Source organism: Prauserella rugosa, assembly GCF_000719975.1.
Taxonomy (GTDB): Bacteria; Actinomycetota; Actinomycetes; order Mycobacteriales; family Pseudonocardiaceae; genus Prauserella; species Prauserella rugosa.
Map to the genome: position 1 here is coordinate 82,490 of NZ_JOIJ01000009.1, position 26,601 is coordinate 109,090.

Here is a 26,601-nt window from a genome sequence, read left to right on the forward strand (position 1 = left end):
GTGCTGACTACACTCTGTCGACGTGACAAAAACGTAACCACCCTAACAGCCGAGCGCGTCGAATCAGTGTGATTCGGATCGGACGTCGGTTCCCGAGAGCAACCCGCGGTAGAGGGTGATCAGTCGTTCGCGTAGCGGGGCGGCCCGACGAGTGAACGCGGCCTGCCGGCGTGCGTACTCCGCCCTGCCCTCGGGGGTTTCGATGCGCACGGGATCGTAGCCGAGCGAGGACAGGTCGTACGGGCTGGCCCGCATGTCGAGCACGCGGATGTCTGCCGCGAGCTCGAAGCAGTCCGCCAGCAGTTCGGACGGCGTGAGCGGACCCAGCTTGTAGGCCCACTTGTAGAGGTCCATGCCGACGTGGAGGCATCCCGGTTGGTCCAGGTCGCGCTGCGTCTCCCTGGTCGGCTGGAGACTGTTGAGCGGCCGGGCGGGTTCGGTGAAGAACCGGAAGGCGTCGTAGTGGCCGCAGCGGATGTCCAGACTCTCGACGACCTCGTCCGTGCCGTCCGAGCCCAGGCGCAGGGGTAACTGCGCGTGACGTACCTGATCCGCTGGGTGTCGATACACCATCGCCCATTCGTGAAGCCCGAAACAGCTCAGGCGTGGCGCACGGGCAGCTGTGGCCTCGAGCAGCGCGAGCACGTGCCGCGCCATCCGTGCGCGTTTGGACGTGAACGCGGCCGGGTCGACCCGTACACCGGCGTCGTGCGGGGACGCGGGATCCACGGCGACGTAGCCGGTGCGGTCCAGGAACCGGCGGGCGCCGGGCCCGGTCAGCACGACACCCGTGCCGGGCTGCCAGCGTTCGAGCTGGGCGGGCGGCAGCGAGTAGTACGTGAACAGGAAGTCCAGCACCGGATGCTTCTCGCCGCGGGAGCGACGTTGCTGATGCGGCCGGGTCCACACGCGCATGCGCTCGACGTGCGCCTCCTCGCGGGCGCGCCAGTCCGGCTCGGCGAGTACGAGCGGCGCGGGCTCAGGTGACATGCGTGCCGTCCCGCACCGTGCCGACGTACTCCTCGACGAGGTCCTCCAGCGCCGCCACGCCGACCACACGGCCCGCGTCGTCGGCAGCCGTGGCCAGATGGCTGCCTTCCCTCCGCATGGCCGACAGTGCCGTGTCGAGCCGGGCGTGTACGGGCAGCTGCGTCAGCCGGCGGATCTTGCCGGCGGGCACGGGGGAGGAGGGATCGTCGCCCACCTGGTCGAGCACGTCCTTGACGTGCAGGTAGCCGACCAGCCTGCCGTCGTCGGCACGCAACGGATACCGGGAGAAGCCGGTCGCGGACACGGCGTCCTCGACGTCGCCGAGGGTCGGGCGATCGGGGACGGTCCGCAGCTCGCTCATCGGCACGATGATGTCGGCGACCGTCTTGTCGGCCGACGACAGGGTCTGGGTGAGCCTGCGGTGCTCGGCCTGCTCGATCAACCCCTCCCTGCGGGACTCGCTCAGCAGCGCGGCGAGTTCGTCGGAGGTGTACCCGGTGTCGACCTCGTCCTTCGGCTGGACACGCATCAGCCGCAGGATGCCGTTGGCGACGCCGTTGAGCAGCCAGATGAACGGTTTGACCAGGCGCACCCACGCCACGTGCACCGGGACGAGCCACAGTGCCATGCGTTCGGGCTCGGCGATCGCGATGTTCTTCGGCACCATCTCGCCGACCAGTACGTGCAGCAGGGTGATCGCGATGAGTGTGACCGTGAAGGCCACCGCGTGCACGACGTACACCGGGATGGGCAGGCCGAGTGCGTGCACGCCCGCCTCGAGCCGGTGGGCCACCGCGGGTTCGCCGAACTGCAACAGCAGCAGCGAGCAGATCGTGATGCCGAGCTGGGCGCCCGCCAGCATGAGCGAGACGTTCTGGCTCGCCTTGATGACGATCTTCGCTCGGCCCTTGCCCTGCTCGAGCAGCGCCTCGAGCCGATCGCGGCGCGAGGAGATCAGGGCGAACTCCGCGCCGACGAAGAAGGCGTTGAGCGCCAGCAGGACGGCGATGAGGGAGATCGCGACCCAGTCGTTCATGCCGGCGCCTCCCCGGGTTCGATCCGCACCTCGGCGACGCGGTGGCGGTCCATCTCGGTGACGGTGAGCCGCCAGCCCTCGACGTCCACGGTGTCGCCGGGCTGCGGGATACGGCCGAGGCGTTCCAGCACGAGGCCCGCGATCGTCTCGTAGTCGCCCTCGGGCATCTTGAAGCCGGTGATCTCGAGGACCTCGTCGTCGCGCAGTTGGCCCGAGACGGCCCAGCTGTCGGTGCCGATCCGCTGCGAGGTCGGTTGCTCGCGCTCGTCGTGCTCGTCGCGGACGTCACCGATGATCTCCTCGACGACGTCCTCGAGCGTCACCAGTCCGGCGCTGCCGCCGTACTCGTCGACCACGATCGCGAGCTGGAAACGCGACGCCCTGAGCCGGTCGAGCAGTGCGTCGCCGGGCAGGGACTCCGGCACGGTCGGCACCGGCCGCATCACCGAGCTCACCGGCACCGACCCGCGTTCGTCGGCGCGCACCGTGAAGGCCTGTTTGACGTGGACGGCGCCCTGCACGTCGTCGAGATCCTCGCGGTAGACGGGGAACCGCGAGGTGCCGGTGCGCCGGGACAGCTCGACGAGGTCCTCGACGGTGTCGTCGACGTGCAGGGATTCCACGCGCACGCGCGGGGTCATCAGCTCGTCGGCGGTGCGCTCGCCGAACCGCAGTGAACGGTCCAGCAGGTGCGCGGTCGCCACGTCGAGCGTGCCGCTCGCGGCGCTGGTGCGCACGATCGAGCCGAGCTCCTGCGGGGAGCGTGCCGAGCGCAGTTCCTCCTGCGGTTCGATCCCGACCTTGCGCACGACCCAGTTCGCGCTGTTGTTCATGAACGTGATGAGCCAGCGGAACAGGGCCGAGAAGCGGGAGTGGTAGCCGGCGACGGCGCGAGCGGTCCGCAGCGGCAGTGCGACGGCCAGGTTCTTCGGCACCATCTCGCCGATGACCATCGACAGCGTCGTGGCCAGCAACATCGACACCACGAGCGACGTGCCGCCCACGGCGCGCTCGGGCAGTCCGACGGCGGTCAACACAGGGCGGATCACCTGGCCGAGCAGCGGCTCGGCGACGTAACCGGTGACGAGGGTGGTGAGCGTGATCGCCACCTGCGCGCCCGAGAGCTGGAACGACAGCGTGCGGTGCGCCTTGAGGACGGTGCGCGAACGCCGGTCGCCGACCTGGCGCACGTTGGCCTCGATGGTGCTGCGTTCGAGCGTGGTCAGGGAGAACTCGGCGGCCACGGCGAGTCCGGTGCCGACGGTGAGCAGCACGACGAACAGCAGGCCGCCGATGGTGAGGACGACATCCATCAGAACGCGCCGCCCCTGAGCGGGCCGCGGGGGCGGGCGGGAACGGGAATCACGAGGGACACCGGAGGGGAGAACGGGGAGCCGGGCCTGTCACCCGGCCGAATACTGTCACCCGGCGATGGCGCATCGCGCACGAACGACGTCACTCCTCGGACAAGAGAATCGAACAGGAAATGCGGGTCATCCTAACCAGGACAAACGGTGACGACACGCGTGGTGTTCCCCGCGGCCGCTCGCGCGCAGGGTGGGCCTCACTCGCCGCGATGCCTGCGGACGCTGTCCTCGACGACGTCCAGCACCGGTTCCAGGTCGTCGGCAGGCAGTCCCATCGCCAGGTGTGACACGAGACCTTCCAGGACGAGCTGGAGGTAGTCCGCGAGCACCTCGACGGAGATGTCGTCCCGGAGGTTGCCGGACCGGCGCTGCCATTCGAGACGTTTCCGCGTCGCGGTCGTCAGCTGCTGCGAGTGCTCGGCCCAGCGGCCACGGAACTCGGGGTCGGTGCGGAGTCTGCGGGACACCTCGAGCCGGGTGCCGAGCCAGTCGGCCGGGTGTTGCGACTCGCCCGAGAGCAGGTCGCGCATGACCTGGACGAGACCCTGTTCGGCCACGACGTCGGCCATGCGGGCCGCGTCGTCCTCGGCGAGTGCGAGGAACAGCGACTCCTTGTCCCGGAAGTGGTGGAAGATGGCGCCGCGGGACAGTGCGGTCGCCTCCTCGAGCCTGCGGACCGTGGCGCCCTCGTAGCCGAAACGCCCGAAGCACGCGCGGGCGCCGTCGAGGATCTGGCGCCTGCGCGCGTCGAGGTGGTCCTGGCTCACGCGTGGCATTCATCGATCTTGACACCGGGCAGTGACCCGACGCAAACCGTACGTACGTACTGCGATTGTGGTCTCGGCCGCTCCGGCGAACTCGAACCCGGATCCGGGCATGCGGGGTGAATCGGGCCGATTCGCGTTCGACGGCCTGCGACTGTCGGACCCTCCCGGTAACGTCCGGCACGACGGCCCCGAACCGATCCGGCCCTACCGAATACGGGTGGTCGCATGACGGCGATGCACGGTCCTGTCAGTCCCTCGCACCGACCTTCTCCCCAACCCTCCCGGTCCCCCTCGCGGGCGCCTTCCGGGCCACCGCAGGGAAAGCCGCCGGACCCGGCGGTCCCCGCGGAGCCGGACACGTCGGCGCGCGATCACGCCGCGCGCGTGATCGCCGACCGTGCCGAGGGCGAGGCGTACGTCGCGTCGGTCTGTTTCAAGCACGGTCCGCCGCGGCTCGTCGGCGTCGAACTCGAACACCTCGTCCACGACCACGCCGACCCCGCCGCACCGGTCGATCCCGAGCGACTCCGGCGGGCCCTCGGCAACCATGCTCCGCCCACGCTCGCCCGTACCGTCTCCGCCGATCCCACGCGCCCTGCCGCCCCGGCAGTCCCCGCTGCGCCACACCCTCCACCCGTTCCGCTCGTTCCCGCCACGCCCGCGGAACTTCCCGCAGGCTCGGCGTTGTCCGTCGAACCCGGCGGGCAGGTGGAGATCTCGACCCGTCCGCACCCCACACTCGGTGGGCTCATCGCCGCGGCCGACTCCGATCTCGACCATGTCACCGCCGCACTCGCCGGCGAGGGACTCGTCCTCGGCGCCGCGGCGATCGACCCGGTGCGACGGCCGCGGCGTGTCCTCGACACCGAGCGGTACGCCGCGATGGAGCGGCGCTTCGCCGCACGCGGCAGCGGCGGCATCACGATGATGTGCAGTACCGCCGCGGTGCAGGTGTGTCTCGACGCCGGAGCCCCGGAACAGCTGCCCGCACGGTGGGCGGCCCTGCACGCGCTGGGGCCGGTCCTGCTCGCCCTGTTCGCCAACTCGTCGCGGCACGCCGGTCGCGACACCGGGCACGCCAGCGCCCGCTGGCTGTCGGTGATGGATACCGAACCCGCGCGCACCCGCCCGGGTTCCGCCGACCACGACCCGGCCGTGACGTGGGCGCGCCGGGTCCTCGACACGCCGCTGATGGTGCGGCGCAGACCCGAAGGTCCGTGGGACGCGCCCGGCAGGCTGACCTTCGCCGACTGGATCGCCCGCCGCGGGGCGGCACGTGGATGGCCCCCGCCCACGGTCGGCGACCTCGACTACCACCTCACCACCCTGTTCACCCCGGTGCGGCCGAGAGGTCACCTCGAGGTGCGGTACCTCGACGCCCAGCCGCCGGGGCGGTGGGTCGACCCGGTGGCCGTGCTCGCGGCACTGCTGCACCGCCCGGCCACAACGGACCGGGTGCTGGACCTGTGCGAGTCCGTCGACGGCCGATGGGACACCGCGGCGCGGCGCGGGCTCGCCGACCCCGACCTCGCGCGGGTCGCGGCCCACGTCGTCGAGCTCGGCTGCACCGAGCTGGGCGGGCTCGGGCTCGCGCCGCGCGCCGTCGACGAGATCACCACCGCCGTCCACGCCCGTCTCGCCCGGCCGCGACTGCCGCACCAGCGGCCCGCCGGCAACCCGGCCCGGAGGCCATCGGAACCGGAATCGCCATCGGAACCGGGTTCGGCATCGGGTTCGGAATCGGGATCGCAGCCCACCAGGAGGAGGACGCCATGAGCACCGAGACCTCACCACAGACGCCCGCTCGCACCCCGTCCGCGACGGCGAACGGGAACGTGGCACCCGAGGACATCCGGGTCCGCGCCGCTGCCGCGCTCGAACGCGCGCGCACGCGCACCGCGGCCCTGACCGACATCGACGACGACGAACTGACCCGGCAGCATTCCCGGTTGATGTCCCCGCTGGTGTGGGACCTGGCGCATGTCGGAAGTCAGGAGGAGATCTGGCTCGTGCGCGACGTCGGCGGACGCGAGCCGCTGCGCCCCGACATCGACGAGCTCTACGACGCGTTCCGGCATGCCCGCGCCGACCGCCCGGCACTGCCGTTGCTGGGCCCGGCCGAAGCGCGCGCCTACGTCGACCAGGTGCGCAGGAAGGCGCTCGACACCCTCGAATCCGCTCCGATGGAGGGCCGCAGACTCACCGAATCGGCCTTCGCGTTCGGCATGATCGCCCAGCACGAGCAGCAGCACGACGAGACGATGCTGGCGACCCACCAGCTGCGCCGCGGCGAACCGCTGCTGCATGCGCCCGCACCGCCGGTCCGCAGGGCCGGTCCGGCGCCCGAGGAGGTGGTGGTGCCTGCCGGTCGGTTCGTGATGGGCACGTCGGCCGAACCGTGGGCGCTCGACAACGAACGCCCCGCGCACGAGGTGTTCGTCGACGGGTTCGCCATCGACACGTTCCCGGTGACCTGCGACCGGTACGCCGCGTTCGTCGACGCGGGCGGCTACCGGGATCCACGGTGGTGGAGCACCGAAGGCTGGGACTACATCACCGCCCACGGCATCACCGCGCCCCGGTTCTGGCGGTTCGACGGCGGCCGCTGGTGGCGCAGGCGGTTCGGCGTCTACGAACCCGTGCCCGACGACGAACCGGTGCTGCACGTGTCGTTCCACGAGGCCGAGGCGTACGCGGCGTGGGCGGGGCGGCGCCTGCCCACCGAGGCGGAGTGGGAGAAGGCGGCGCGCCACGACCCGGCGACCGGACGCTCACGCCGGTACCCCTGGGGCGACGACGAACCGGGCCCCGACCACGCCAACCTGGGGCAGCGGCATTTGCGCCCTGCGCCCGTCGGCGCCTATCCGGCCGGTGCGTCCCCGCTGGGGGTGCACCAGCTGATCGGCGACGTGTGGGAGTGGACCTCCAGCGACTTCGCCGGCTATCCGGGCTTTCAGGCCTTCCCGTACGCCGAGTACTCGGAGGTGTTCTTCGGCGGTCGGTACAAGGTGCTGCGCGGGGGGTCGTTCGGGACCGATCCGGTGGCGATCCGTGGCACGTTCCGCAACTGGGACTTCCCGATTCGCAGGCAGATCTTCACCGGGTTCCGGTGCGCCCGCGATCTGGCCCCTGGCGAGGGCTGAACCGTGTGCCGGCACGTGGCCTACCTCGGCCGTCCCCGCTCGCCTGCACGGGCGTGGTTCGACGCGCCGCACTCGTTGCTCGTGCAGTCGTACGCGCCACGGGACATGCGGGGCGGCGGCACCGTGAACGCCGACGGGTTCGGCTTCGCCTGGATCGCCGACGACGGGGATCCGGTCCGCTACCGGCGCGCGAATCCGTTGTGGACCGACGAGTCGGCGCCCCGGCTGGCGCAGACCGTGCGGTCACCGCTGTTCGTCGGCGCGGTGCGGTCCGGGACCCCGGGAATGCCCGTCGATGAGGCGGCCTGTGCCCCGATGCTGGACGGTCATTGGATCTTCAGCCACAACGGTGTCGTGCGCGGCTGGCCCGATTCCGTGGCCGGACTGGCCGAGAAACTGCCCGCCGCGGAGCTGCTGCGGCTGGACGCGCGCACCGATTCGGCGCTGCTGTGGGCGGTGCTGCGCAGGCGGCTGGCCGAGGGGGCCGACCCGGCCGCCGAGGTCGCCCAGCTGGTGTCCGATGTGGAACGCGCGGCGCCCGGTTCGCGGCTGAACCTGCTGCTGGCGCGTCCGGGCATGCTCGTGGCGACCGCGTGGACGCACGCACTCGCCATGCGGGTCTCGCCCGACGGCTTCGAACTGGCCTCCGAACCGTACGACGACGATCCGGCATGGCAGGCCGTCCCCGACGGCAGCCTCGTGACGGCGTCGGCGCCGGCGTCCGCGATGGACGAACCGGACGGAGCGGAGGGAGTGGACGAGGGGATCCGCGTCACCACCACCGCCATCGCAAACCCGGCCGGCGGTCCGGCCGGCAATGAGGGGAGCCAGACGTGCAGCACGTGAGGATCGACACCCACCGCAGCAGTGCCGACACCGACGAACAGCTACGGCGGGATGTCCGGGAAGGACTGTCGGCGGAGCGGAAGCGGCTGCCCGCCAAGTGGTTCTACGACGCGCGGGGCAGTGAGCTGTTCGATCGGATCACGGCGCTGCCGGAGTACTACCCGACGAGGGCCGAACGGGAGATCCTCGTGCGGGAGTCGCAGGCGATCGCCGCGGCGACCGACGCGCGCACGCTGGTCGAGCTGGGCGCCGGCTCGAGCGAGAAGACGCGGGCACTGTTGGACGGCCTGCGGCGGCACGGGACCGTGCGGGAGTTCGTACCGCAGGACGTGTCGGCCTCGGCGTTGACCGCGGCCGCCGAGGCGATCGCAGCCGACTACCCGGGCCTGGACGTGCACGGCGTCGTCGGCGACTTCACGGAGAATCTGGGCGTGTTGCCGGGTACGCGCCCCCGGCTCGTGGTGTTCCTCGGCGGCACGATCGGCAACTTCCTGCCGGCAGAGCGGGCGAAGTTCCTGCGCTCGGTGCGGGACGTGCTGGCGCCCGGCGAATGGTTGTTGCTGGGCACCGACCTGGTGAAGGATCCGCGCACGCTGGTGCGTGCCTACGACGACGAGGCCGGCGTGACGGCCGAGTTCAACCGGAACGTCCTGGCGGTGCTGGCCGAACGCCTGGGTGCCGACGTCGATCCGGCCGATTTCGACCACGTCGCGGCGTGGGACGCCGAGCACGAATGGATCGAAATGCGCCTGCGTGCGCGCAGGGACCTGGTGGTGCGGATCCCGGGTGCGGACCTGGAGGTGTCGTTCGCGGCGGGGGAGGAGGTGCGTACGGAGGTGTCCGCGAAGTTCCGTGAGGACGGTGTGCGCACCGAACTCGCCGACGCCGGCTTCGCCCTCGAACACTGGTGGACAGACGCCGAGGCACGGTTCGGAGTCTCCCTCGCCAAAGCCACCTGAGTCGTCGGCACCCGGCGCTCTGACGGAGACGGATCCGGGAGAATCCGGATGCGGGCAGGGGAGTGCGGGTGGTCGAATGTCCGGTATGCCGTCGACTCCCCGTGCGCCTCGGTCGCTGAGGTCCTGGCGTGGCCGCAATCCGTTGCCCGCGTTGGCCCGCGTGCTCGGCAGGCGGCGGGGACTCATGCGGCTCGCGCCCGCCATCGTGTGGGCCGATGCGCGGTTGCAGCGGCTCTCCCGGGGCCGGGTGACGCTCGTGGGGATCGCGGGACTGCCCTCGATGCGGCTCGTCACCACGGGCAGGCGCACCGGTCTGCCGCGGGAGACCAACCTGCTGTACCTGCCCGATCGCGACGCCTACATCGTCACCGGCTCCAACTGGGGGCGGCCGAGCGAGCCCGCCTGGGCCCACAATCTGCGCGCCGATCCGCGCGCATGCGTCGTCGTCGGTGGGCGGGCTACGGCCGTCCAGGCTCGGGAACTGACCGGTATGGACCGGGAGGCGACGTGGCGCCGGTTGCTGGCCTTCTGGCCCGGCTACGCGATGGAACGCGACGAAGCGGGCCGCGACTTCCCGATCTTCGTACTCACGCCGGACGCGGATCGCTCGCGATGATGCCCATCGCGATCACGTCGTGCCAGATCCCGTTCCACCACAGCGCGCCGCGGTGGACCCCTTCCCGCACGAAGCCGCACTTCTCGTACGAACGCTGCGCCCGCACGTTGAAGTCGAACACCTCGAGCCCCACCCGGTGCAGCCCCGCCACGTCGAACGCGTAGTCCACCACCGCGCGCGTGGCCTCGGTGCCGTAACCACGGCCGAACACCTCCGGCCCGACCAGGCAGATGCGGAACTGCACACTCGCATTGGGTGGGTCCAGTTCGTGCAGCACCGCTTCACCCAGGAACGCGCCGTCGTCGGTGATCGCCCAGTGCGCCCTGTCGCCCCGTAACGGCAACGCGGCGAGATGGTCGCGGACCTCGTCCTCGTCGAACGTCCGATGTGTACCGGTGAGCCTGCGCGCCTCCGGATCGGAGAGCATCCGCATCATGCCGTCCAGATGCGACGGTGCCAGCGGTTCCAGGCGCACCCGGTCGCCGGTCAGGACCGGTAGCTGACGGAACACATCGTGGGAGACGTCGACGGTGCTCATGCCGACACCGAACCACGGCCCGCGGCCGGTCCGCCACCGGTATTCACCGGGCCCGACCAGCCCGCGTCGCGGGCGGTCGAGGCGGAGCAGGCACCCAGTACCTGTCCCGAGGTCCCGAGGCCTTCCGGCCCGGCTGTCGGCCTGATCAGCGCGAGGTCACCTGTTCCTGCCGGGTGGACAGATGGTCGGCCTTCGTCGTCCGCGGCACCCGCTCCGGTGCGAGGAACGCCTCGGCGATTCCGCGGGCCTGCGTCAGCCCGGCCTCGCGCCGGGGTGCGTTGTGCTCGCCCTCGACGTCGTAGATGAGATGACTCTCCACGTCGTCGATGCCGCAGTAGACGAAGATGCCGACGTCGATCTGCGCGCGCATCGCCTCGTGGTAGCCGTACTTGTCATACGTTCGCTGCTTCGACCCGCCCACGCCGATGAGCACCGTGGGGATACTGGGCAGCAACGCGTGGAGCGGCTGCTTGCCGCGGTCGTCGACCCCGGCGCCGTACTGGTACGCCCAGCCACCGGTGAAGACGCGTTCGATCCACCCCTTCATCATCGCGGGCATCCCCCACCAGTAGACGGGGTAGACGATGGCGAGCCGGTCGGCGGCCTCGACGCGCCGGTGCATCTCGGAGATGCCGTCGGGGATCGGACCGCCCCAGAAATGCGCGTGATCGGCTTCGGTGAAGCGTGGATCGAACCGTTCCCGGTGCAGGTCGAGGACATCGATCGAATGTCCGCCCCGGCGGAACGGCTCGTGAAACGCCTCCATCACCGCGGCCGGGTAGCGATCGCGGAAGGGGTGGGAGAAGACGGTCAGCACGTGCATCAGGGAAGCTCCGTTCGGCAGATAGGGGACCGGCTCAGGTACGGGCGACCAGCAGGGACCGCGCTACGCTCCGCGCGGCCTCGACAGCCCGTGGTCCGCGGTAGGAGGCCGCAGAGGTCGCGCCCTCGAAGGCCACGAGCAACTGCTCGGCCAGGAGTTCGTCCGCGGCGCCGGTTTCCTGCTCGACGATCGACGACAGCACCCGGCGGAGCAGGTCCCGGTACTCCGAGACCGCGCGCTCCACCTCGGGGACGTCGCGTCCGTCCTCTCCCAGCGCGCGCAGGAACAGGCACCCGCGTGCACCCTCGGAGCGGACCCAGTCCGCCAACGCATCGAAGAGCTCGTCGACCGTCGAAACGGCGAAGCCACGGCGGAAACGCTCCCGGCGAGCATCCAGAACCGCGGCGATGAGCCCGGTCTTGCTCCCCATGTGCTTGTACAGGGTGCGGGAGGAGACCCCGGCTGCCTCGGTGAGCCGGTCCACGCCGATGCCGGCGAACCCGTGCTCGTCGAAGACGGGTTCGGTGCTGGTGATGATGCGTTCGCGCGTCGTGGTCACCGCACAAAGGTACCACGATCGTTTTACATCTGCTGTCCGCCATCGGCCGGCGGGGTCCGAACACAGAAGCGCCCCGCCAGGCCGGAGCCTGACGGGGCGCTTCTGAGAGCTCAGCGGCTGGACCGCCTCGTGGTCGAGGTGGTCAGGCGCTGGTCATCTTCCGCAGCACGTACTGCAGGATGCCGCCGTTGCGGTAGTAGTCCGCCTCGCCGGGGGTGTCGATGCGCACGACCGCGTCGAACTCCACCTTCTGGCCGTCGGTCTTGGTCGCGGTGACCTTGACCGTCGACGGCGTCTCACCGTCGTTCAGCGCGGTGATGCCGGCGATGTCGAACGTCTCCGTGCCGTCCAGGCCCAGCGAGTTCGCCGACTCGCCCTCGGGGAACTGGAGCGGGACGACGCCCATGCCGATCAGGTTGGAGCGGTGGATGCGCTCGAACGACTCGGCGATCACCGCACGCACGCCCAGCAGGCGCGTGCCCTTGGCGGCCCAGTCACGCGACGAACCCGAGCCGTACTCCTTGCCGCCCAGCACGACCAGCGGCGTACCCTGCGCGGCGTAGTTCTGGGCCGCGTCGTAGATGAACGCCTGCGGGCCGCCCTCCTGCGTGAAGTCGCGGGTGTAGCCACCCTGGACCCCGCCCTCGACGACAGCGTCGAGCAGCAGGTTGCGCAGCCGGATGTTGGCGAACGTGCCCCGGATCATCACCTCGTGGTTGCCGCGGCGGGAACCGTACGAGTTGAAGTCCTTGCGGTCGAGGCCGTGCTCCTTGAGGTACCGGCCCGCGGGCGAGTCCTCCTTGATGGCGCCTGCCGGGGAGATGTGGTCGGTCGTGACCGAGTCGCCCAGCAGCGCCAGCACACGCGCACCCGAGATGTCCTCGACCGGCGCGGGCTCGGCCTGCATGCCGTCGAAGTACGGGGGCTTGCGGACGTAGGTGGATTCCGGGTCCCACTCGAACGTCTTGCCCTCCGGCGTCGGCAGCGACTTCCAGCGCTCGCCGCCGTCGAACACGTCGGAGTAGTCCTTGGTGAACATCTCCTGCGTGATCGCCGAGTCGATCGTCTGCTGGATCTCCTGCGGCGACGGCCAGATGTCGCGCAGGTAGACGTCGCCTCCCTGCTCGTCCTGGCCGAGCGGCTGGTTGTCGAAGTCGAAGTCCATCGTGCCCGCGAGTGCGTACGCGATGACCAGCGGCGGCGAGGCCAGGTAGTTCATCTTGACGTCGGGGTTGATCCGGCCCTCGAAGTTGCGGTTACCGGACAGCACCGACACGGCCGTGAGGTCGTTGTCCTGGATCGCCTGGGAGATCTCCTCGGGCAGCGGGCCGGAGTTGCCGATGCACGTGGTGCAGCCGTAGCCGACCAGGTGGTAGCCCAGCTTCTCCAGGTACGGCCACAGGCCGGCCTTCTCGTAGTAGTCGGTGACGACCTGCGAACCCGGCGCCATGGAGGTCTTGACCCACGGCTTGACCGACAGGCCCTTCTCCACGGCGTTGCGCGCAAGCAGCGCCGCGCCGAGCATGACCGACGGGTTCGACGTGTTGGTGCACGAGGTGATCGAGGCGATCACGACGGCGCCGTGGTCGAGCACGAACTCGCCGCGCTCCTCGGAGCGCACGGTCACCGGCTTGCTCGGGCGGCCGGTCGCACCGTTGGCGGCCGACTGCACCGGCAGCGCGTCCTCGTCGGCGAACGACAGCGCGGGCGCGTCGCTGGCCGGGAACGACTCCTCGACCTTCTCGTCGATCTTCGTGTGCGGCGTGGCCTGGTCGTCCTGGATGTAGTCGCGGACCGACTTGCGGAACGAGGCCTTGGCGTCGGTCAGCTCGATGCGGTCCTGCGGGCGCTTCGGACCGGCGATCGACGGGACGACCGTGGACAGGTCGAGCTCGAGGTACTCGGAGTACTCCGGCTCGTGGGCCGGGTCGTGCCAGAGGCCCTGCTCCTTGGAGTAGGTCTCGACCAGAGCCAGCTGCTCCTCGGAGCGGCCGGTCAGCTTGAGGTAGCGGAGCGTCTCCTCGTCGATCGGGAAGATCGCGGCGGTGGAGCCGAACTCGGGGCTCATGTTGCCGATCGTGGCGCGGTTGGCCAGCGGCACGGCGCCGACGCCCTCACCGTAGAACTCGACGAACTTGCCGACCACGCCGTGCTTGCGCAGCATCTCGGTGATCGTCAGCACGACGTCGGTGGCGGTCGCGCCGGGCGGGATCTGGCCGGTCAGCTTGAAGCCGACCACGCGCGGGATCAGCATCGACACGGGCTGGCCCAGCATCGCGGCCTCGGCCTCGATGCCGCCGACGCCCCAGCCGAGCACACCGAGACCGTTGACCATGGTCGTGTGCGAGTCGGTGCCGACGCAGGTGTCCGGGTAGGCCTGGCCGTTCCGGGACATGATCGTGCGCGCGAGGTGCTCGATGTTGACCTGGTGGACGATGCCCGTCCCCGGCGGGACGACCTTGAACTCCTCGAAGGCGTTCTGGCCCCAGCGCAGGAACTGGTAACGCTCCTTGTTGCGCTCGTACTCGATCTCGACGTTGCGCTCGAAGGCGTCCGCGCGGCCGAAGATGTCGATGATCACCGAGTGGTCGATGACCAGCTCGGCGGGGGCGAGCGGGTTGACCTTGTCCGGGTCGCCGCCGAGGGCGGTCACGGCCTCACGCATCGTGGCCAGGTCGACCACACACGGCACGCCGGTGAAGTCCTGCATGACCACGCGAGCGGGGGTGAACTGGATCTCGGTGGCCGGCTCGGCCTTCGGATCCCAGCTACCCAGGGCGCGGATGTGCTCCGCGGTGATGTTGGCGCCGTCCTCGGTGCGCAGAAGATTCTCCAGGAGAATTTTCAGGCTGTACGGCAGCCGCTGCGAGCCCTCGACCTTGTTCAGGCGGAACACCTCGTACGAGGCGTCACCCACCTTCAGTGTGTCTCGAGCGCCGAAGCTGTTCTTGCTGGCGGGTGCAGTCACGTCTCACTCCATGCGGCGGTTAGTTCGGGTACCCAGGGCCGAGTCTTGCGCACCCCCGTCGCGCCCGCAGAGGTGGGCTCGGATGATCCCTGCTTCCCAAACAGTACGCGTGTCCTTTTTTCTCTTCAAGGGCGGCCCACGGGCGGATGTCGCCTGCGGCGTGTGATATCCGCCCGCCCTCGCCGGGTGACTCCCTCCAGGTCTGCCCGTGCGGTGATAGGCCTATGCCAGCCTGCCGCACACGACGTGAAGGGGAGGGCCGCCTCATGACTGACTCCGAGTCCACCGCCGAACCCACCGAACCCACCGAACCCACCGAACCCAGCGAGCCCGCCGAGCCCACCGCATGGGAGGTGCTGAACACCACGCCGTCCCGGCGCTACCTGGCGCCCGATCCCATCCCCGACGACGTGCTCTGGGACATCCTCGACACGGCCGTGCGCGGCCCGTCCGGAGGCAACCGGCAGGGCTGGGGCTGGGTCGTGGTGACCGATCCGGAGATCAAGAAGCGGGTCGCGCCGTGGTACCGGGAGAACTGGCAACGGGCCTACGGCCGGCGCAGGGAGGAGTTCCTGGCGGGCACGGCCGAGGGGCTGAGCCCGGCCGGCTTCCGCGGCGCCGAGTACCTGGCCGAACACCTCGAGGAAGCGCCGGTGTGGGTGTTCCCCGTGCTGCGCGGGGCCGCCGAGGCGAACGACCCGCGCACCGGGTCCTCGATCTACGGCGCCGTGCAGAACCTGTGCCTGGCGGCACGGGCGCGTGGCATCGGCACCTCGCTCACCACGCTGTACGCCGGACACGAGGGCGAACTGCGCGAACTGCTCGGCCTGCCCGACGACGCGCTGACGATGGCACTGATCCCCATGGGCTATCCGGCGCGGGGCCGGTGGGCCCGTCCCAAGCGGGCACCGGTCGAGGAGGTCGTGCACTGGAACCGCTGGGGCGCGCAGGGCAGGCGCGACTCCTGACGCCCGCCGCCGGCGGTGCCCGATGGCGCCGCCGGCGGCGGGCGTTGCTGAGCGCGGGGCGCCGCGGCCGCACCGCGCTCAGCAACGCGTCGGTCAGAATCCGTCGCTCTCGAGCATCGCCCGGAAGTCCTCGGGCGTCAGGCTCCGCACGACGGTCATGCCGAGTTCGGTCACGGTGCGCACCGGGCTGACGTAGTGCTTGCCGTCGACCTCGGTGGTCACCACACCGATGCCCTGCTTCATCACCCCGTCGCCGAGGTTGGCGATCATCTGCAGCACCTGCGGCGGCATGTCACCGGAGTCCTCGGCGGCGAGCCGGGCGATGTCGTCGGGGCAGAGTTGCTCGGACTTGCCCTGCGCCTCGGCGCGGTAGCACCCGCCGTCCTTGGCGACCGTGAACGTGGTGCCCTCCGCGGCGACCGTCACCGACGTGACCGTCACACGCGTGCCGCCCTCGACGTCGCTGGTCTCGGTCTGCAGGTCGGTGACCTCCGCGCCGGAGGCACCCTCGACGTCCGCCGCGGCGTCGAGCAGCAGGGGCCCGGCGTCGTGCAGTACGCCCATCTCGTCCGGGGGCAGGAGCTGGATCACCCGCTCCAGGTCGCCGGCGACCGCGGCGTCGACCATGTCACGCAGGGCCTGTGCGGGAGTGTCCGCTCCCTCGGCGGGCACCGGCTGTGCCGGCCAGTCGGCGCCTTCCTCCTGCAGGATGTTGTCGGCGATCGTGTAGAAGAGGCTGGGGTACCACTCGTCGCCCTCCTTCACGGCGGCGATGCGGATGGGCTCGTCGGCCTCCTCGGCGATGTCGATCGTCGCGGTGTCGCGGGCGCTGCCCGCCTCCGCGATCAACTGCCGCTTGTACTCGGGCGTCACGGGAAGCTTGTTCAGATCGGCCTCCAGCGTGAGCGTGCCGCCGGTCAGCTTCGTGATGGCGAGGTGGTCGTTGAGCCGTTCCTCCGCGCTCTCGTCGAACCGCAGGTTCTCGGCCTTGACGGTCAGTCCGCCGAGCTGGTTCGGATCGGCGTCGTCGCTGAACAGGCCGAGTCGCTGGTACTCGCTGACGGCCTCGTCCAACGGGTCGGTCAGCAGCGTGGCCTCGGACGGGGCGAGCGTGCTCAGGGTTCCGGCGAGATCGCCGCCTTCGAAGGAGGACGCCAGGGTGCGCACCGCCTCCGTCGGTGACTCCGATCCGGCGGCCACCGAGTTCTGCCGGAAGAACGCGAAATAGCTGCCGACCGCTCCGGCCGCCACGACGAGAGCGACCACGAGGCCGATCACCAGCCCGCGCTTACCCGTTCCCTGCCCGCCGGGGCCGCCGACCGGTGTCATGGTTCCCTGCCCGCCGGGCGGCCTGCCGTACGGGTCCGTTCCGTACTGGGGCTGGCCGTACTGGGGACCCGCGTAGCCGGGACTTCCGTACGGCGCAGTGCCGTACTGGGGCGTGCCGTGCTGGGGAGCGCCGTGCTGGGGAGTGCCGTACTGGGGTGCGGCATAGCCGGGTTGTCCGTACGGCTGCGCCGGCGGGGTCTGCTGTGGATATCCACCCTGCGGATGTCCGCCCGGTCCGCCCCACGGGCTGCCGGGGTCTGAGGGAGTCGTCACGATTCGCACCTGTCTCGTCGATCCGGGCGCGCACCCCTCCCGGTGTGCGCGCGGCTACGGCCGCCCCGCCCGATCCCGGGTGCGGCGTCGCGATGCGGCGGCGCTCACCAGAACGCCCACCGCGGCGACGATCGCGAGTCCCGTGCCCGTGGCGGTCACGACGGGACCGGTGGCGGTGATGCCGATCGGTCCGTCGTCCTCGCCCGCTTGGACGGCGACCGCCACCGCAACGGTTCCCATCACGAGCGCGGTCGCCAGCGATGTCACCGCCGCGGTGCGGCGCAGCCTGGTCAGCAGCAACGCGGCGCACACCGCGCACAGCAATGGGACGGCCGTCCACAGGGTGAGCACGGCCTCCGCGTCACCGGCGAGCCCGAACACCGCGACCAGCCCCGTCGTCTCGTAGCTGTCGCGCGTCACGGTGCCGGATCGGAACCAGGGCAGGAAGGTGCCGAGGACGGCCACGGCGAGGCCCGTGGCGACGGTGAGGCTCCAACCCAGCGCGGCGCGCGAACGGGTGACCGACATGCGGGTCATCGTGCCCGGTCCGGCCCGCGAACGTGCCGGAATCACGCAGGTATGCGTGACGGGGTCCCCCGAAACGGGGAAATGTGATGAGAGATAACGGTGTTTCGCATGTGACAACTGGTGACGGCGAGGCCACGGTGGCAGAGTTCTGCTCGGAGTAGCAGGAGGTGGGCCCAGGTGAGGACGAGGGCGAAGGGCGCGACGCTGGCGACGGGGGCGCTGGTGCTCGCCGCGGTGATGGCGGGGCCGGGAACGGCCGTGGCCGTGCCGCCACCGCCGCCGAACCCGAGCGACTCCGAACTCGAAGCCGGACGTGCGGAGGCCGGCGAGCGTGCGGGCGAGGTCGGCAGGCTGACGAGCAGGCTCGCCGACGCCGAGGCGCGGCTGACCACGCTGCGCAACGAGGTCGAGCGCAAGATGGAGGAGGCCAACAAGGCCCGCGTCGACCTCGAACGGGCCCGTTCGGCCGCCGACAGCGCCGAGGAGGCCGCCAGCACGGCGAACGCCGAGGCCGAGGCCGCGTCGGGGGCGATCCGCAACGTTCGCAGGTCGCTCGACCGCTTCGTCGCCGGCAGCTACCGGCAGGGGAGCACGGTCGGATCGCTGAGCGCGTACCTCGGGGCGTCCTCGCCCAAGGACCTGTTGGCTCGCGAGCAGCTCCTCGGTGCCGTCAGCGGCAGCGAGATCGACGCGCTCGAGAGCATGCGCCGCGCGCAGGTGCAGAAGTCCAACAAGGACGCCGCCGCCAGGGAGGCGCTCGAGCGCGCACGCGCGAAGCGCGCGGAGGCCGCACAGGCCCGGACCGCCGCGGAGGAGGCGCAGCAGACCGCGGTGCAGGCTCGCAGGCAGCAGGCGAGCAGGACCGAGAGCCTGGAGGCCGAACGCAGCCAGGTCGAACAGCAGCTGCAGGAGGCCCGTTCGCGCGTCAGCGGCCTGGAAAGGCAGCGGGACGCCTACGAGCAGTGGCAGGCGGAGAAGGAGGCCGAGGAGGCGGCTCAGGCGCAGCAGGCCGCGCTGGCCGCCTCGGGCTCCGGGGGCTCCGGCAGCAGCGGTGGCTCCTCGGGCGGTGCGCCGTCGTCGAGTGCGCCTGCGTCGGCTCCTGCCGGGGCGACGGTCGAGGCGGTGGTGCAGCGGGCGATGTCCCAGCTGGGCGTCCAGTACGCCTGGGGAGGCGGCAACGCGAGCGGTCCGACCTACGGCATCCGCGACGGCGGCGTGGCCGACGCACACGGTGACTACGCGAAGATCGGCTTCGACTGTTCCGGCCTGATGATCTACGCCTTCGCGGGCGTGCAGGCCCTGCCGCACTACAGCGGTTACCAGTACGAGGCGGGCCGCAAGGTGCCGCTGTCGCAGATGCGCCGGGGCGACATGCTGTTCTGGGGCAACGGCGGCATCCATCACGTCGCGATGTATCTCGGCAATGGCCAGATGATCGAGGCGCCGTACTCCGGCGGCCACGTGCGGGTCGTTCCGGTGCGCTACGGCGACATCCTGCCGTACGCCACGCGTTTGATCGGGTGAGTGGCGGCCGCTCCGGCGACGTCGCCTGCGTGGTCCTCGCCGGCGGCGGGGCGAGCAGGCTGGGTGGCGTCGACAAGCCCATGCTCGAGGTCGGCGGCCGGACGCTGCTGTCGCGCGCGATCGATGCAGGCACCGCGGGCACCGCGGGCGCCCGTGCCGCCGCCGTCGACGTGGTTGTCGTGGGCCCTCGGCGTGCGGGCGTGGACGGCGTGCGGTGGGTGCGGGAGCGACCGCCGGGCGGGGGACCGGTCGCGGCGCTCGCGGCCGGACTGTCCACCGTGGACGCACCGGTGGTCGTGGTGCTGGCCGCGGATCTGAAGGGGGTGCGGCCGGAGACGGTGGCGCGCCTGCTGTCCGCCCTGGGTGAGCCATCCGCGCAGCCCGGGCCGGACGACTCGGAACGCCTGGACGGGGCGGTGCTCGTCGATGCCGAGGGCCGGCGTCAGTGGTTGCTGAGCGTGTGGCGGACGGCGGCGGCGCGCGGCGCGCTTCCTCGCGAACCGGCAGGCAGGTCGCTCAGGGCGAGCCTCGGCGGCCTGCGCATCGTGGAGGTGCCCGCCGTCGGCGACGAGGCCGCGGACGTCGACACTCCGGGCGACCTGTGACGGCCCGGACACGGGGTTCACAGCGGTCATACCGCCCGCACGGTTCCATGTGATCGGAGCACCTCGCCCGGCTGTGTTCCCCCGGCGGGCGGTACGGTCCCGGCGGAGAGGGAAGATCACCGGCAAGGAGGTTAGGTGTGACGGAGCCCGGCACCCCCGACGGAGCGAACGGGGCCGAACCCGGCGCACCCGCACGTGACGCCCAGCTGCTCGAGCGGACCGTGTTCGAGGTCAAGCGGGTCATCGTCGGCCAGGACCGGCTCGTGGAGCGCATGCTCGTCGGTCTGCTGGCCAAGGGGCATCTGCTGCTGGAAGGTGTGCCCGGCGTCGCGAAGACCCTCGCGGTGGAGACGTTCGCCAAGGTCGTCGGCGGATCGTTCTCGCGCGTGCAGTTCACCCCCGACCTCGTGCCCGCCGACATCCTCGGCACCCGCATCTACCGTCAGGGCAGCGAGAAGTTCGACGTCGAGCTCGGCCCCGTCGTGGCCAACTTCGTGCTCGCCGACGAGATCAACCGTGCGCCCGCGAAGGTCCAGTCCGCGATGCTCGAGGTGATGGCCGAGCGGCACGTCTCGCTCGGCGGCGAGACCTTCCCCATGCCGGATCCGTTCCTCGTGCTCGCCACTCAGAACCCGATCGAGAACGAGGGCGTGTACCCGCTGCCCGAGGCGCAGCGTGACCGTTTCCTGTTCAAAATCATCGTCGAGTACCCGTCGGCGGAGGAGGAGCGGGAGATCGTCTACCGGATGGGCGTGTCGGCGCCCGAGCCGCAGGCGGTCCTGTCCCCGGAGGAACTGGTGCGGCTGCAGGGCGTCGCCGCGCAGGTGTTCGTGCACCACGCGCTGGTGGACTACGTCGTGCGGCTGGTGCTGGCGACAAGGACGCCGGGTGAGCACGGACTGTCCGACGTGGCCGGATGGGTGTCCTACGGTGCCTCGCCGCGCGCCAGCCTCGGCATCATCTCGGCCGCGCGGGCGCTCGCGCTCGTACGCGGACGGGACTACGTGCTGCCCCAGGACGTCGTGGACGTCGTGCCGGACGTGCTGCGCCACCGGCTCGTGCTGTCCTACGACGCGCTGGCCGACGGCGTCCCGCTCGACCACATCATCACCCGCATCCTTCAGACCGTTCCGCTGCCGCAGGTGACCGCCCGTCCGCAGGGTGGCCAGCCGGTGGCGGCAGGCGTTCCGGGCAGGTAACCGGCCGACATGGCATGGACGAAGCGCACCGGAGGGACCGGCCGGGGGCAGGAAGGCGACCAGCCCGGTGTCGCGGGCACCGGACCCGCGGGGGCCGAGCGGCCGAGCTGGGCGCCCCCGGTGCTGCGCGGTGACCGGCTCGAGGCCGGACTGCGCACGTTGGAGTTCGACGTCCGGGGCAGGCTCGACGGACTGCTGCAGGGCAACCATCTGGGACTGGTGCCGGGACCCGGATCCGAGCCGGGGGAGGCGCGGCCCTACCAGCCCGGCGACGACGTGCGGCGTATGGACTGGGCGGTCACCGCGCGCACCACGACCCCGCACATCCGCGAGACGATCGCCGACCGGGAGTTGGAGACGTGGATCGTCGCCGACGTCTCGGCGAGTCTCGACTTCGGCACCGCGTTCTGCGAGAAGCGCGATCTGGTGGTGTGCGCCGCCGCCGCGATCACCCATCTGACCCTCGGTGGCGGCAACCGGATCGGCGCGCTCGTGTCCAACGGCGCCGAGACGGTGCGTGTGCCCGCGCGCGGGGGGCAGGCGCACGCACGCAACCTGATCCGCACGATCGCGCAGATGCCCCGCGCGGAGGAGGGCACGGCCGGTGACCTGAGCCTGCTCGTGGACCAGCTGCGCAGGCCGCCCCGGCGGCGCGGGCTGGCCGTGGTCGTGTCGGACTTCCTCGGTGACACGGCATGGCAGCGGCCGTTGCGCGGCCTGTCCGCGCGGCACGACCTGATCGGGGTCGAGGTGCTCGATCCCCGTGACGTCGACCTTCCGGAGGTCGGCGACATCGTGCTGGCCGATCCGGAGACGGGACGGCAGCGGGAGGTGCACGCGTCGGCGTTGCTGCGCAAGGAGTTCGCCGCCGCGGCCCAGCAGCACCGGTCGGAGGTCGCCCGCGCGCTGCGGCAGGCCGGCGCGGGCCATCTCGTGCTGCGCACCGACTCGGACTGGATCGCCGACGTCGTGCGGTTCGTGGTGGCGCGCAAGCGAGGTTGGTCGGGGGCGGCGTCATGAACCTGACCGGATTCGCCTCGCCGTGGTGGTTCCTGCTGCTGCTCGTGGTCGCCGCGGTCGTCGTCGGCTACGTCCTGGCCGCCCGCGCGCGGCGCAAGCGCACGTTGCGTTTCTCCAACCTCGCGTTGCTCGAACGGGTCGCGCCGAGCGGGAAGCGCTGGACGCGGCACGTGCCGTCGGCGCTGCTGGTCGTGTCGCTGCTGCTGCTGACGTTCGCGCTCGCGGGACCGACGGCGGAACAGAAGGTGCCGCGGAACAGGGCGACGGTCATGCTGGTCATGGACGTGTCGCTGTCGATGGAGGCCACGGACGTCGAACCGACCCGGCTGAAGGCGGCGCAGGATGCGGCGTCCCAGTTCGCCGAGGGGCTGACGCCGGGAGTGAACCTCGGCCTCATCTCGTTCGCCGGTACCGCCACGGTCCTCGTGGCACCGACGACCGAACGCGACGGGGTCACGCACGCGATCCGCAACCTCAAACTGGCGCAGTCCACCGCGACGGGCGAGGGCATCTTCGCGGCGCTGCAGTCGATCGAGAGTTTCTCCGCCGTCGTCGGAGGCGCCGACGGTCCGCCGCCGGCGCGGATCGTGCTGATGACCGACGGCAAGCAGACCGTGCCCCAGGACGAGTACGCCCCGCGCGGCGCCTTCACCGCGGCCGCCCAGGCCAAGGAGAAGAAGATCCCCGTCAGCACGATCTCGTTCGGCACCTCGCACGGGTCGGTGGAGATCGAGGGCAAGGAAGTGCCGGTCCAGGTCGACGACGCCTCGATGCGCGAGATCGCCCGGCTCTCCGGCGGCGACTTCTACAAGGCCGCGACCGCCGAACAGCTCGGCGAGGTGTACGACAGCCTGGGCGAGCAGATCGGCTACGAGACCAAGGACACCGACGCCAGCAGGCCGTGGGTCGTGCTGGGCACGCTCGTGCTGTTCGCGGCCGCCGCCAGTTCGCTGGCCATCGGCAGGCGCCTGCCCGACTGACCGGCCACGGACCCGCGCGCTGCGGCCACGTGATCAGGCGCCGGGGAAGTCGAGCTGACGCCACGCCTCGTAGACGGCGATCGAGGCGGTGTTGGTGAGGTTCAGCGACCGCGACGTCGGCAGCATCGGCAGGGACACCCGCTCGGTGATCGCCGGGTCGGCCAGCACCTCCTCGGGCAGGCCGGTCGACTCGGGACCGAACAGCAGTACGTCGGAGTCGGTGTAGCGCACGTCGGTGTAGCGGCGCGTGCCCCTGGCCGTGAACGCGTAGACGGCCGAGGGAAGGAGCGCCTCCCACGCGGCTTCGAGGTTCGGATGGACGTGCACGTGTGCGAGGTCGTGGTAGTCCAGGCCGGCGCGCCGCAGCTGCTTGTCCTCGAGGGAGAACCCGAGCGGTTCGATCAGGTGCAGTTCGCACCCGGTGTTCGCGGAGAGCCGGATCGCATTGCCCGTGTTGGGCGGGATCTCGGGGTGGTAGAAGACGACCCGGAACACCTGGGGCGATTCCTTTCTGCTCGGACGGGATCCTGCTCGGTGGACGACTCCGCGATTCTGCCGCCGGGGCATCACGGTCCCGACGCCGCCCCGCCGGCGGTTCGGGCCGGGCCGGGCGTGTGGTCAAGACCATGCCGGTTACCTGTGGGTACACCGGCGGCGCCGCTTTCCCGTCCGCGGTGAGCAGATAGCCTCACGGGCGACGTCGGGCGAGCTGCGACGGTGCGCGCCGGCGGAAGCGCACGAGTATGTGGAGGAGTGTTTCGTGGGACGGTCGGTTCTGGTCACCGGAGGCAACCGCGGCATCGGCCTGGCGATCGCGCGGACCCTGGCCGACGCCGGACATCGGGTGGCGGTGACCCATCGTGGATCGGGCGCCCCGGACGGCCTGTTCGGTGTGCAGGCCGACGTGACCGACGTCGAGCAGATCGACGCGGCGTTCGAGCAGGTGGAACAGCATCAGGGGCCGGTCGAGGTGGTGGTCTCGAACGCGGGGATCACCGACGACACGCTGCTGATGCGGATGGACGAGGAGTCGTTCACGAAGGTGCTCGACGCCAACCTCACCGGGGCCTACCGGGTGGCCAAGCGCGCGACGCGCGGGATGCTCAAGGCCAAGTGGGGCCGGTTCGTGTTCATCTCGTCGGTGGTCGGCCTGTCGGGAGGCGCGGGCCAGGTCAACTACGCCGCCAGCAAGGCCGGGCTCGTCGGCCTGGCGCGGTCGCTGACGCGGGAACTGGGCTCGCGCAACATCACCTCCAACGTCGTCGCCCCTGGTTTCATCGAGACCGACATGACCGGCGAGCTCACCGACAAGCAGCGCGAGGCGGCGCTGGCCCAGATCCCGGCTGGCCGCTACGGCGCCCCGGAGGACGTCGCCAACCTCGTCCGTTTCCTGGCCTCCGACGAGGCCGGTTACCTCAACGGCGCGGTGCTGCCCGTCGACGGCGGCCTCGGCATGGGCCACTGAGGCCGGTTCCCGGAACCGGCCCCGGAGGCGGGCGGGAGCGCCGCACCCCGTACCGGCCGGACTCCCGGGCCGCGAAGCTGTCGAGGCCCCACGCGGCGGCCGGCGATCATCATCTGCACCATCATCATCGAAGGGAATACTTCCGTGTCCGGACTGCTCGAAGGTAAGCGCCTGCTGATCACCGGTGTGATCACGGACGCGTCGATCGCGTTCCACGCCGCGCGGGTGGCGCAGGAACAGGGCGCGCAGGTGGTGCTGACCGGCTTCGGCCGGCTCTCGCTCGTGGAACGCATCGCCAAGCGGCTGCCCGAGCCCGCGCCGGTGATCGAGCTGGACGTGCAGAACACCGAGCACCTGGACACGCTCGCCGACCGGGTGCGCGAACACGTCGACGGGCTCGACGGTGTGCTGCACTCCATCGCGTTCGCACCGGAGAGCTGCCTGGGCGCGCCGTTCATGGACGCTCCGGCTGCGGACGTGACGAAGGCCGTGGACGTCTCGGCGTACTCGTACATGGCCGTGGCGAAGGCCGCGCTGCCGCTGTTGAGCCGTGGTTCGGCCGTGGTGGGCATGGACTTCGACGCCCGTGTGGCCTGGCCCGCGTACAACTGGATGGGCGTGGCGAAGGCCGCCCTGGAGTCGGTGAACCGCTACCTGGCCCGTGAGCTCGGGCCGCACGGTGTGCGCAGCAACCTGGTGTCGGCGGGGCCGGTGAAGACGATGGCCGCCAAGTCCATCCCCGGGTTCAACGAGCTGGAGGACGGCTGGGGCGACCGCGCCCCGCTCGGATGGGACACCACCGACCCGACGCCCGTGGCCAAGACGATCTGTGCCGCCCTGTCGGACTGGATGCCCGCCACGACCGGCTCGATGATCATGGTCGACGGCGGCGTGCACGCGACCGGCCAGTGACGATCCCGCGGTGACACCCGGACCGGTACGGCCGCACCGTGACGGCCGTACCGGTCGTCACGGTCCCGAGTGGATGGGTGAACCCGGTTCTGCGTGCTCGCCGCCACAGCGGAAAGATGGGCACCGTGAGTTACGACGCGTTGCTGTGGTTGTCCTTCGGAGGCCCGGAAGGTCCTGAGGACGTGATGCCGTTCCTGGAGAACGTGACGCGCGGCAGGGGAGTGCCGCGGGAACGTCTCGAGGAGGTCGCCGAGCATTACCGGCACTTCGGCGGGGTGTCGCCGATCAACCGGTTGAACCGGGAGGCGATCGCGGCGGTCGAGAAGGAGCTCGCGGCCCGCGGTGTCGACCTGCCGGTGTACTTCGGCAACCGCAACTGGCACCCGATGGTCGAGGACACCCTCGAGCGCATGAAGGCCGACGGGGTGCGCCGCGCGCTGGTGTTCCCCACGAGCGCCTACGGCGGGTACTCGGCGTGCCGGCAGTACGACGAGGACATCGCCCGCGCCCGCGACGCCGTGGGTGAGGGCGCGCCCGAGTTGCTGAAACTGCGGCAGTTCTTCGACCACCCGCTGTTCGTCGCCGCGAACGCCGACGCGGTCCGCGCGGCCCACGCGCAGCTGGGCGGGCGCGCGGCCCGGACCGTCTTCACGGCGCACTCGATCCCCACGGCCGCCGACGAGGCCGCCGGCCCGCCGGAGACGGGTGGGCAGTGGTACTCGAAGCAGGTCTTCGAGGCGGCCCGGCTCGTCGCGGCGCAGGCAGGGGTCGAGAGCTACGACGTGGTGTGGCAGTCCCGGTCCGGCCCGCCGCAGGTGCCGTGGCTGGAGCCGGACATCGTCGACCACATCGACGCGTTGCACGAGCAGGGTGTCGAGGCCGTGGTGGTGAGCCCGATCGGGTTCGTCTCCGACCACCTGGAAGTCGTGTGGGACCTCGACAACGAGGCGGCCGACCGCGCCGCCGAACTGGGCATGGGGTTCGCCAGGGCGGCCACACCGAACGGGGATCCGCGGTTCGCCGAGTTGGTCGTGGAACTCGCCCAGGAGCATCTCGCCGGTGGCGGCGTGCGCAAGCTCTCGGAGGCCTTCCCCGTGGCGGGATGCACGCTCAACGGCGCGCCGTGCGCCGAAGGCTGCTGCGCCCCGGTGCGCAAGCCGCGGTGATCGGCGCGGGCCGTCGGCCG

At 71.0% G+C, this 26,601-nt stretch carries 25 protein-coding genes; 14 read left to right on the top strand and 11 right to left on the bottom strand.

What is annotated here, in order from left to right:
- Window positions 1–63 precede the first annotated feature (63 nt).
- The 4 genes from IF64_RS0114510 to IF64_RS0114525 form a co-directional block, all read right to left on the bottom strand.
- Complete coding sequence (locus IF64_RS0114510; protein WP_030532639.1) at window positions 64–990, bottom strand: hypothetical protein; 927 nt, start codon at window positions 988–990, stop codon at window positions 64–66.
- Window positions 980–2,026: a hemolysin family protein gene (locus tag IF64_RS0114515; RefSeq protein ID WP_030532640.1), complete on the bottom strand. Its 1,047-nt coding sequence runs from the start codon at window positions 2,024–2,026 to the stop codon at window positions 980–982. The genes IF64_RS0114510 and IF64_RS0114515 overlap by 11 nt, the downstream gene beginning before the upstream one ends.
- The gene (locus IF64_RS0114520) at window positions 2,023–3,339 is read right to left on the bottom strand and encodes a hemolysin family protein (protein WP_030532641.1); all 1,317 of its coding nucleotides are present in this window, start codon (window positions 3,337–3,339) and stop codon (window positions 2,023–2,025) included. The genes IF64_RS0114515 and IF64_RS0114520 overlap by 4 nt, the downstream gene beginning before the upstream one ends.
- Window positions 3,340–3,590: 251 nt before the next feature.
- On the bottom strand, window positions 3,591–4,169 hold the full coding sequence (locus tag IF64_RS0114525; protein WP_030532642.1) for a TetR/AcrR family transcriptional regulator: 579 nt from the start codon (window positions 4,167–4,169) through the stop codon (window positions 3,591–3,593).
- A 375-nt stretch (window positions 4,170–4,544) separates the two neighbouring features.
- Here IF64_RS0114525 and IF64_RS0114535 point away from each other — a divergent pair, with 375 nt between their 5' ends.
- The 5 genes from IF64_RS0114535 (at window position 4,545) to IF64_RS0114555 (ending at window position 9,724) form a co-directional block, all read left to right on the top strand.
- A complete protein-coding gene (locus tag IF64_RS0114535; RefSeq protein WP_246134705.1) occupies window positions 4,545–5,936 on the top strand; it encodes a glutamate-cysteine ligase family protein in 1,392 nt (463 codons plus the stop codon).
- Complete coding sequence (gene egtB, locus IF64_RS0114540) at window positions 5,933–7,303, top strand: ergothioneine biosynthesis protein EgtB (protein WP_030532644.1); 1,371 nt, start codon at window positions 5,933–5,935, stop codon at window positions 7,301–7,303. Before IF64_RS0114535 ends, egtB begins: the two co-directional genes overlap by 4 nt.
- A 3-nt stretch (window positions 7,304–7,306) precedes the next feature.
- Window positions 7,307–8,149: an ergothioneine biosynthesis protein EgtC gene (gene egtC / locus IF64_RS0114545; RefSeq protein ID WP_084705868.1), complete on the top strand. Its 843-nt coding sequence runs from the start codon at window positions 7,307–7,309 to the stop codon at window positions 8,147–8,149.
- Window positions 8,137–9,108, top strand: a complete 972-nt coding sequence (gene egtD, locus IF64_RS0114550) for an L-histidine N(alpha)-methyltransferase (RefSeq protein WP_030532646.1) — start codon at window positions 8,137–8,139, stop codon at window positions 9,106–9,108. Before egtC ends, egtD begins: the two co-directional genes overlap by 13 nt.
- Window positions 9,109–9,193: 85 nt before the next feature.
- Complete coding sequence (locus IF64_RS0114555; RefSeq protein ID WP_246134706.1) at window positions 9,194–9,724, top strand: nitroreductase family deazaflavin-dependent oxidoreductase; 531 nt, start codon at window positions 9,194–9,196, stop codon at window positions 9,722–9,724.
- Here the strand turns inward: IF64_RS0114555 and IF64_RS0114560 are convergent.
- The 4 genes from IF64_RS0114560 to IF64_RS0114575 form a co-directional block, all read right to left on the bottom strand.
- On the bottom strand, window positions 9,696–10,262 hold the full coding sequence (locus tag IF64_RS0114560) for a GNAT family N-acetyltransferase (protein WP_030532648.1): 567 nt from the start codon (window positions 10,260–10,262) through the stop codon (window positions 9,696–9,698). The two genes, IF64_RS0114555 and IF64_RS0114560, sit on opposite strands and share 29 nt — an antisense overlap.
- A gap of 145 nt (window positions 10,263–10,407) precedes the next feature.
- Complete coding sequence (locus IF64_RS0114565; RefSeq protein ID WP_030532649.1) at window positions 10,408–11,085, bottom strand: NAD(P)H-dependent oxidoreductase; 678 nt, start codon at window positions 11,083–11,085, stop codon at window positions 10,408–10,410.
- A gap of 34 nt (window positions 11,086–11,119) precedes the next feature.
- The gene (locus IF64_RS0114570; protein ID WP_030532650.1) at window positions 11,120–11,644 is read right to left on the bottom strand and encodes a TetR/AcrR family transcriptional regulator; all 525 of its coding nucleotides are present in this window, start codon (window positions 11,642–11,644) and stop codon (window positions 11,120–11,122) included.
- A gap of 142 nt (window positions 11,645–11,786) precedes the next feature.
- A complete protein-coding gene (locus tag IF64_RS0114575; protein WP_030532651.1) occupies window positions 11,787–14,612 on the bottom strand; it encodes an aconitate hydratase in 2,826 nt (941 codons plus the stop codon).
- Between the two features lie 266 nt (window positions 14,613–14,878).
- On the opposite strand from IF64_RS0114575, the gene IF64_RS0114580 reads away from it, so the two are divergent.
- Window positions 14,879–15,580 (top strand): nitroreductase family protein, encoded by a 702-nt coding sequence (locus IF64_RS0114580; protein WP_084705869.1) that lies wholly within the window; start codon window positions 14,879–14,881, stop codon window positions 15,578–15,580.
- A gap of 93 nt (window positions 15,581–15,673) precedes the next feature.
- Here IF64_RS0114580 and IF64_RS0114585 read toward each other — a convergent pair whose 3' ends face one another.
- Both IF64_RS0114585 and IF64_RS0114590 read right to left on the bottom strand, forming a co-directional pair.
- The gene (locus IF64_RS0114585; protein WP_211252583.1) at window positions 15,674–17,182 is read right to left on the bottom strand and encodes a flagellar basal body protein FliL; all 1,509 of its coding nucleotides are present in this window, start codon (window positions 17,180–17,182) and stop codon (window positions 15,674–15,676) included.
- A gap of 54 nt (window positions 17,183–17,236) precedes the next feature.
- Window positions 17,237–17,710, bottom strand: coding sequence for a hypothetical protein (locus IF64_RS0114590; RefSeq protein WP_051757862.1), 474 nt, complete (start codon window positions 17,708–17,710; stop codon window positions 17,237–17,239).
- Window positions 17,711–17,947: 237 nt separating this feature from the next.
- On the opposite strand from IF64_RS0114590, the gene IF64_RS0114595 reads away from it, so the two are divergent.
- The 5 genes from IF64_RS0114595 to IF64_RS0114615 all read left to right on the top strand — a co-directional run bounded on the left by IF64_RS0114595 (window position 17,948) and on the right by IF64_RS0114615 (window position 23,038).
- Window positions 17,948–19,234: an NlpC/P60 family protein gene (locus IF64_RS0114595; protein WP_084705884.1), complete on the top strand. Its 1,287-nt coding sequence runs from the start codon at window positions 17,948–17,950 to the stop codon at window positions 19,232–19,234.
- Window positions 19,231–19,839, top strand: a complete 609-nt coding sequence (mobA, locus tag IF64_RS0114600) for a molybdenum cofactor guanylyltransferase (RefSeq protein ID WP_030532656.1) — start codon at window positions 19,231–19,233, stop codon at window positions 19,837–19,839. The genes IF64_RS0114595 and mobA overlap by 4 nt, the downstream gene beginning before the upstream one ends.
- A 137-nt stretch (window positions 19,840–19,976) precedes the next feature.
- Window positions 19,977–21,038 carry an AAA family ATPase gene (locus IF64_RS0114605; RefSeq protein WP_030532657.1) on the top strand — a complete coding sequence of 354 codons (1,062 nt, stop codon included), beginning with the start codon at window positions 19,977–19,979 and terminating at the stop codon, window positions 21,036–21,038.
- 9 nt (window positions 21,039–21,047) lie between these two features.
- Window positions 21,048–22,058: a DUF58 domain-containing protein gene (locus tag IF64_RS0114610; protein ID WP_048808359.1), complete on the top strand. Its 1,011-nt coding sequence runs from the start codon at window positions 21,048–21,050 to the stop codon at window positions 22,056–22,058.
- Window positions 22,055–23,038, top strand: coding sequence for a VWA domain-containing protein (locus tag IF64_RS0114615; RefSeq protein ID WP_030532659.1), 984 nt, complete (start codon window positions 22,055–22,057; stop codon window positions 23,036–23,038). The genes IF64_RS0114610 and IF64_RS0114615 overlap by 4 nt, the downstream gene beginning before the upstream one ends.
- A gap of 33 nt (window positions 23,039–23,071) precedes the next feature.
- On the opposite strand, the gene IF64_RS0114620 is transcribed toward IF64_RS0114615, so the two are convergent.
- Window positions 23,072–23,533, bottom strand: coding sequence for a tRNA (cytidine(34)-2'-O)-methyltransferase (locus tag IF64_RS0114620; RefSeq protein WP_030532660.1), 462 nt, complete (start codon window positions 23,531–23,533; stop codon window positions 23,072–23,074).
- A 265-nt stretch (window positions 23,534–23,798) separates the two neighbouring features.
- Here IF64_RS0114620 and fabG point away from each other — a divergent pair, with 265 nt between their 5' ends.
- The 3 genes from fabG to IF64_RS0114635 all read left to right on the top strand — a co-directional run bounded on the left by fabG (window position 23,799) and on the right by IF64_RS0114635 (window position 26,581).
- Window positions 23,799–24,503 carry a beta-ketoacyl-ACP reductase gene (gene fabG / locus IF64_RS0114625; protein WP_030532661.1) on the top strand — a complete coding sequence of 235 codons (705 nt, stop codon included), beginning with the start codon at window positions 23,799–23,801 and terminating at the stop codon, window positions 24,501–24,503.
- Between the two features lie 144 nt (window positions 24,504–24,647).
- Window positions 24,648–25,415 (top strand): enoyl-ACP reductase FabI, encoded by a 768-nt coding sequence (fabI, locus tag IF64_RS0114630; protein WP_030532662.1) that lies wholly within the window; start codon window positions 24,648–24,650, stop codon window positions 25,413–25,415.
- Window positions 25,416–25,540: 125 nt separating this feature from the next.
- Window positions 25,541–26,581: a ferrochelatase gene (locus IF64_RS0114635; protein ID WP_030532663.1), complete on the top strand. Its 1,041-nt coding sequence runs from the start codon at window positions 25,541–25,543 to the stop codon at window positions 26,579–26,581.
- Window positions 26,582–26,601: the final 20 nt, after the last annotated feature.

What these genes read in the sequence shown, in the direction of transcription:
- IF64_RS0114580 (WP_084705869.1), top strand. Translation starts at nt 14,879, where the DNA reads ATGACTGACTCCGAGTCCACCGCCGAACCCACCGAACCCACCGAACCC.
- IF64_RS0114510 (WP_030532639.1), bottom strand. Translation starts at nt 990, where the DNA reads ATGTCACCTGAGCCCGCGCCGCTCGTACTCGCCGAGCCGGACTGGCGC.
- IF64_RS0114525 (WP_030532642.1), bottom strand. Translation starts at nt 4,169, where the DNA reads ATGCCACGCGTGAGCCAGGACCACCTCGACGCGCGCAGGCGCCAGATC.
- IF64_RS0114615 (WP_030532659.1), top strand. Translation starts at nt 22,055, where the DNA reads ATGAACCTGACCGGATTCGCCTCGCCGTGGTGGTTCCTGCTGCTGCTC.
- IF64_RS0114595 (WP_084705884.1), top strand. Translation starts at nt 17,948, where the DNA reads ATGGCGGGGCCGGGAACGGCCGTGGCCGTGCCGCCACCGCCGCCGAAC.
- IF64_RS0114590 (WP_051757862.1), bottom strand. Translation starts at nt 17,710, where the DNA reads ATGTCGGTCACCCGTTCGCGCGCCGCGCTGGGTTGGAGCCTCACCGTC.
- IF64_RS0114555 (WP_246134706.1), top strand. Translation starts at nt 9,194, where the DNA reads ATGCCGTCGACTCCCCGTGCGCCTCGGTCGCTGAGGTCCTGGCGTGGC.
- IF64_RS0114565 (WP_030532649.1), bottom strand. Translation starts at nt 11,085, where the DNA reads ATGCACGTGCTGACCGTCTTCTCCCACCCCTTCCGCGATCGCTACCCG.
- egtB (WP_030532644.1), top strand. Translation starts at nt 5,933, where the DNA reads ATGAGCACCGAGACCTCACCACAGACGCCCGCTCGCACCCCGTCCGCG.
- IF64_RS0114515 (WP_030532640.1), bottom strand. Translation starts at nt 2,026, where the DNA reads ATGAACGACTGGGTCGCGATCTCCCTCATCGCCGTCCTGCTGGCGCTC.
- IF64_RS0114520 (WP_030532641.1), bottom strand. Translation starts at nt 3,339, where the DNA reads ATGGATGTCGTCCTCACCATCGGCGGCCTGCTGTTCGTCGTGCTGCTC.
- IF64_RS0114560 (WP_030532648.1), bottom strand. Translation starts at nt 10,262, where the DNA reads ATGAGCACCGTCGACGTCTCCCACGATGTGTTCCGTCAGCTACCGGTC.
- IF64_RS0114610 (WP_048808359.1), top strand. Translation starts at nt 21,048, where the DNA reads ATGGCATGGACGAAGCGCACCGGAGGGACCGGCCGGGGGCAGGAAGGC.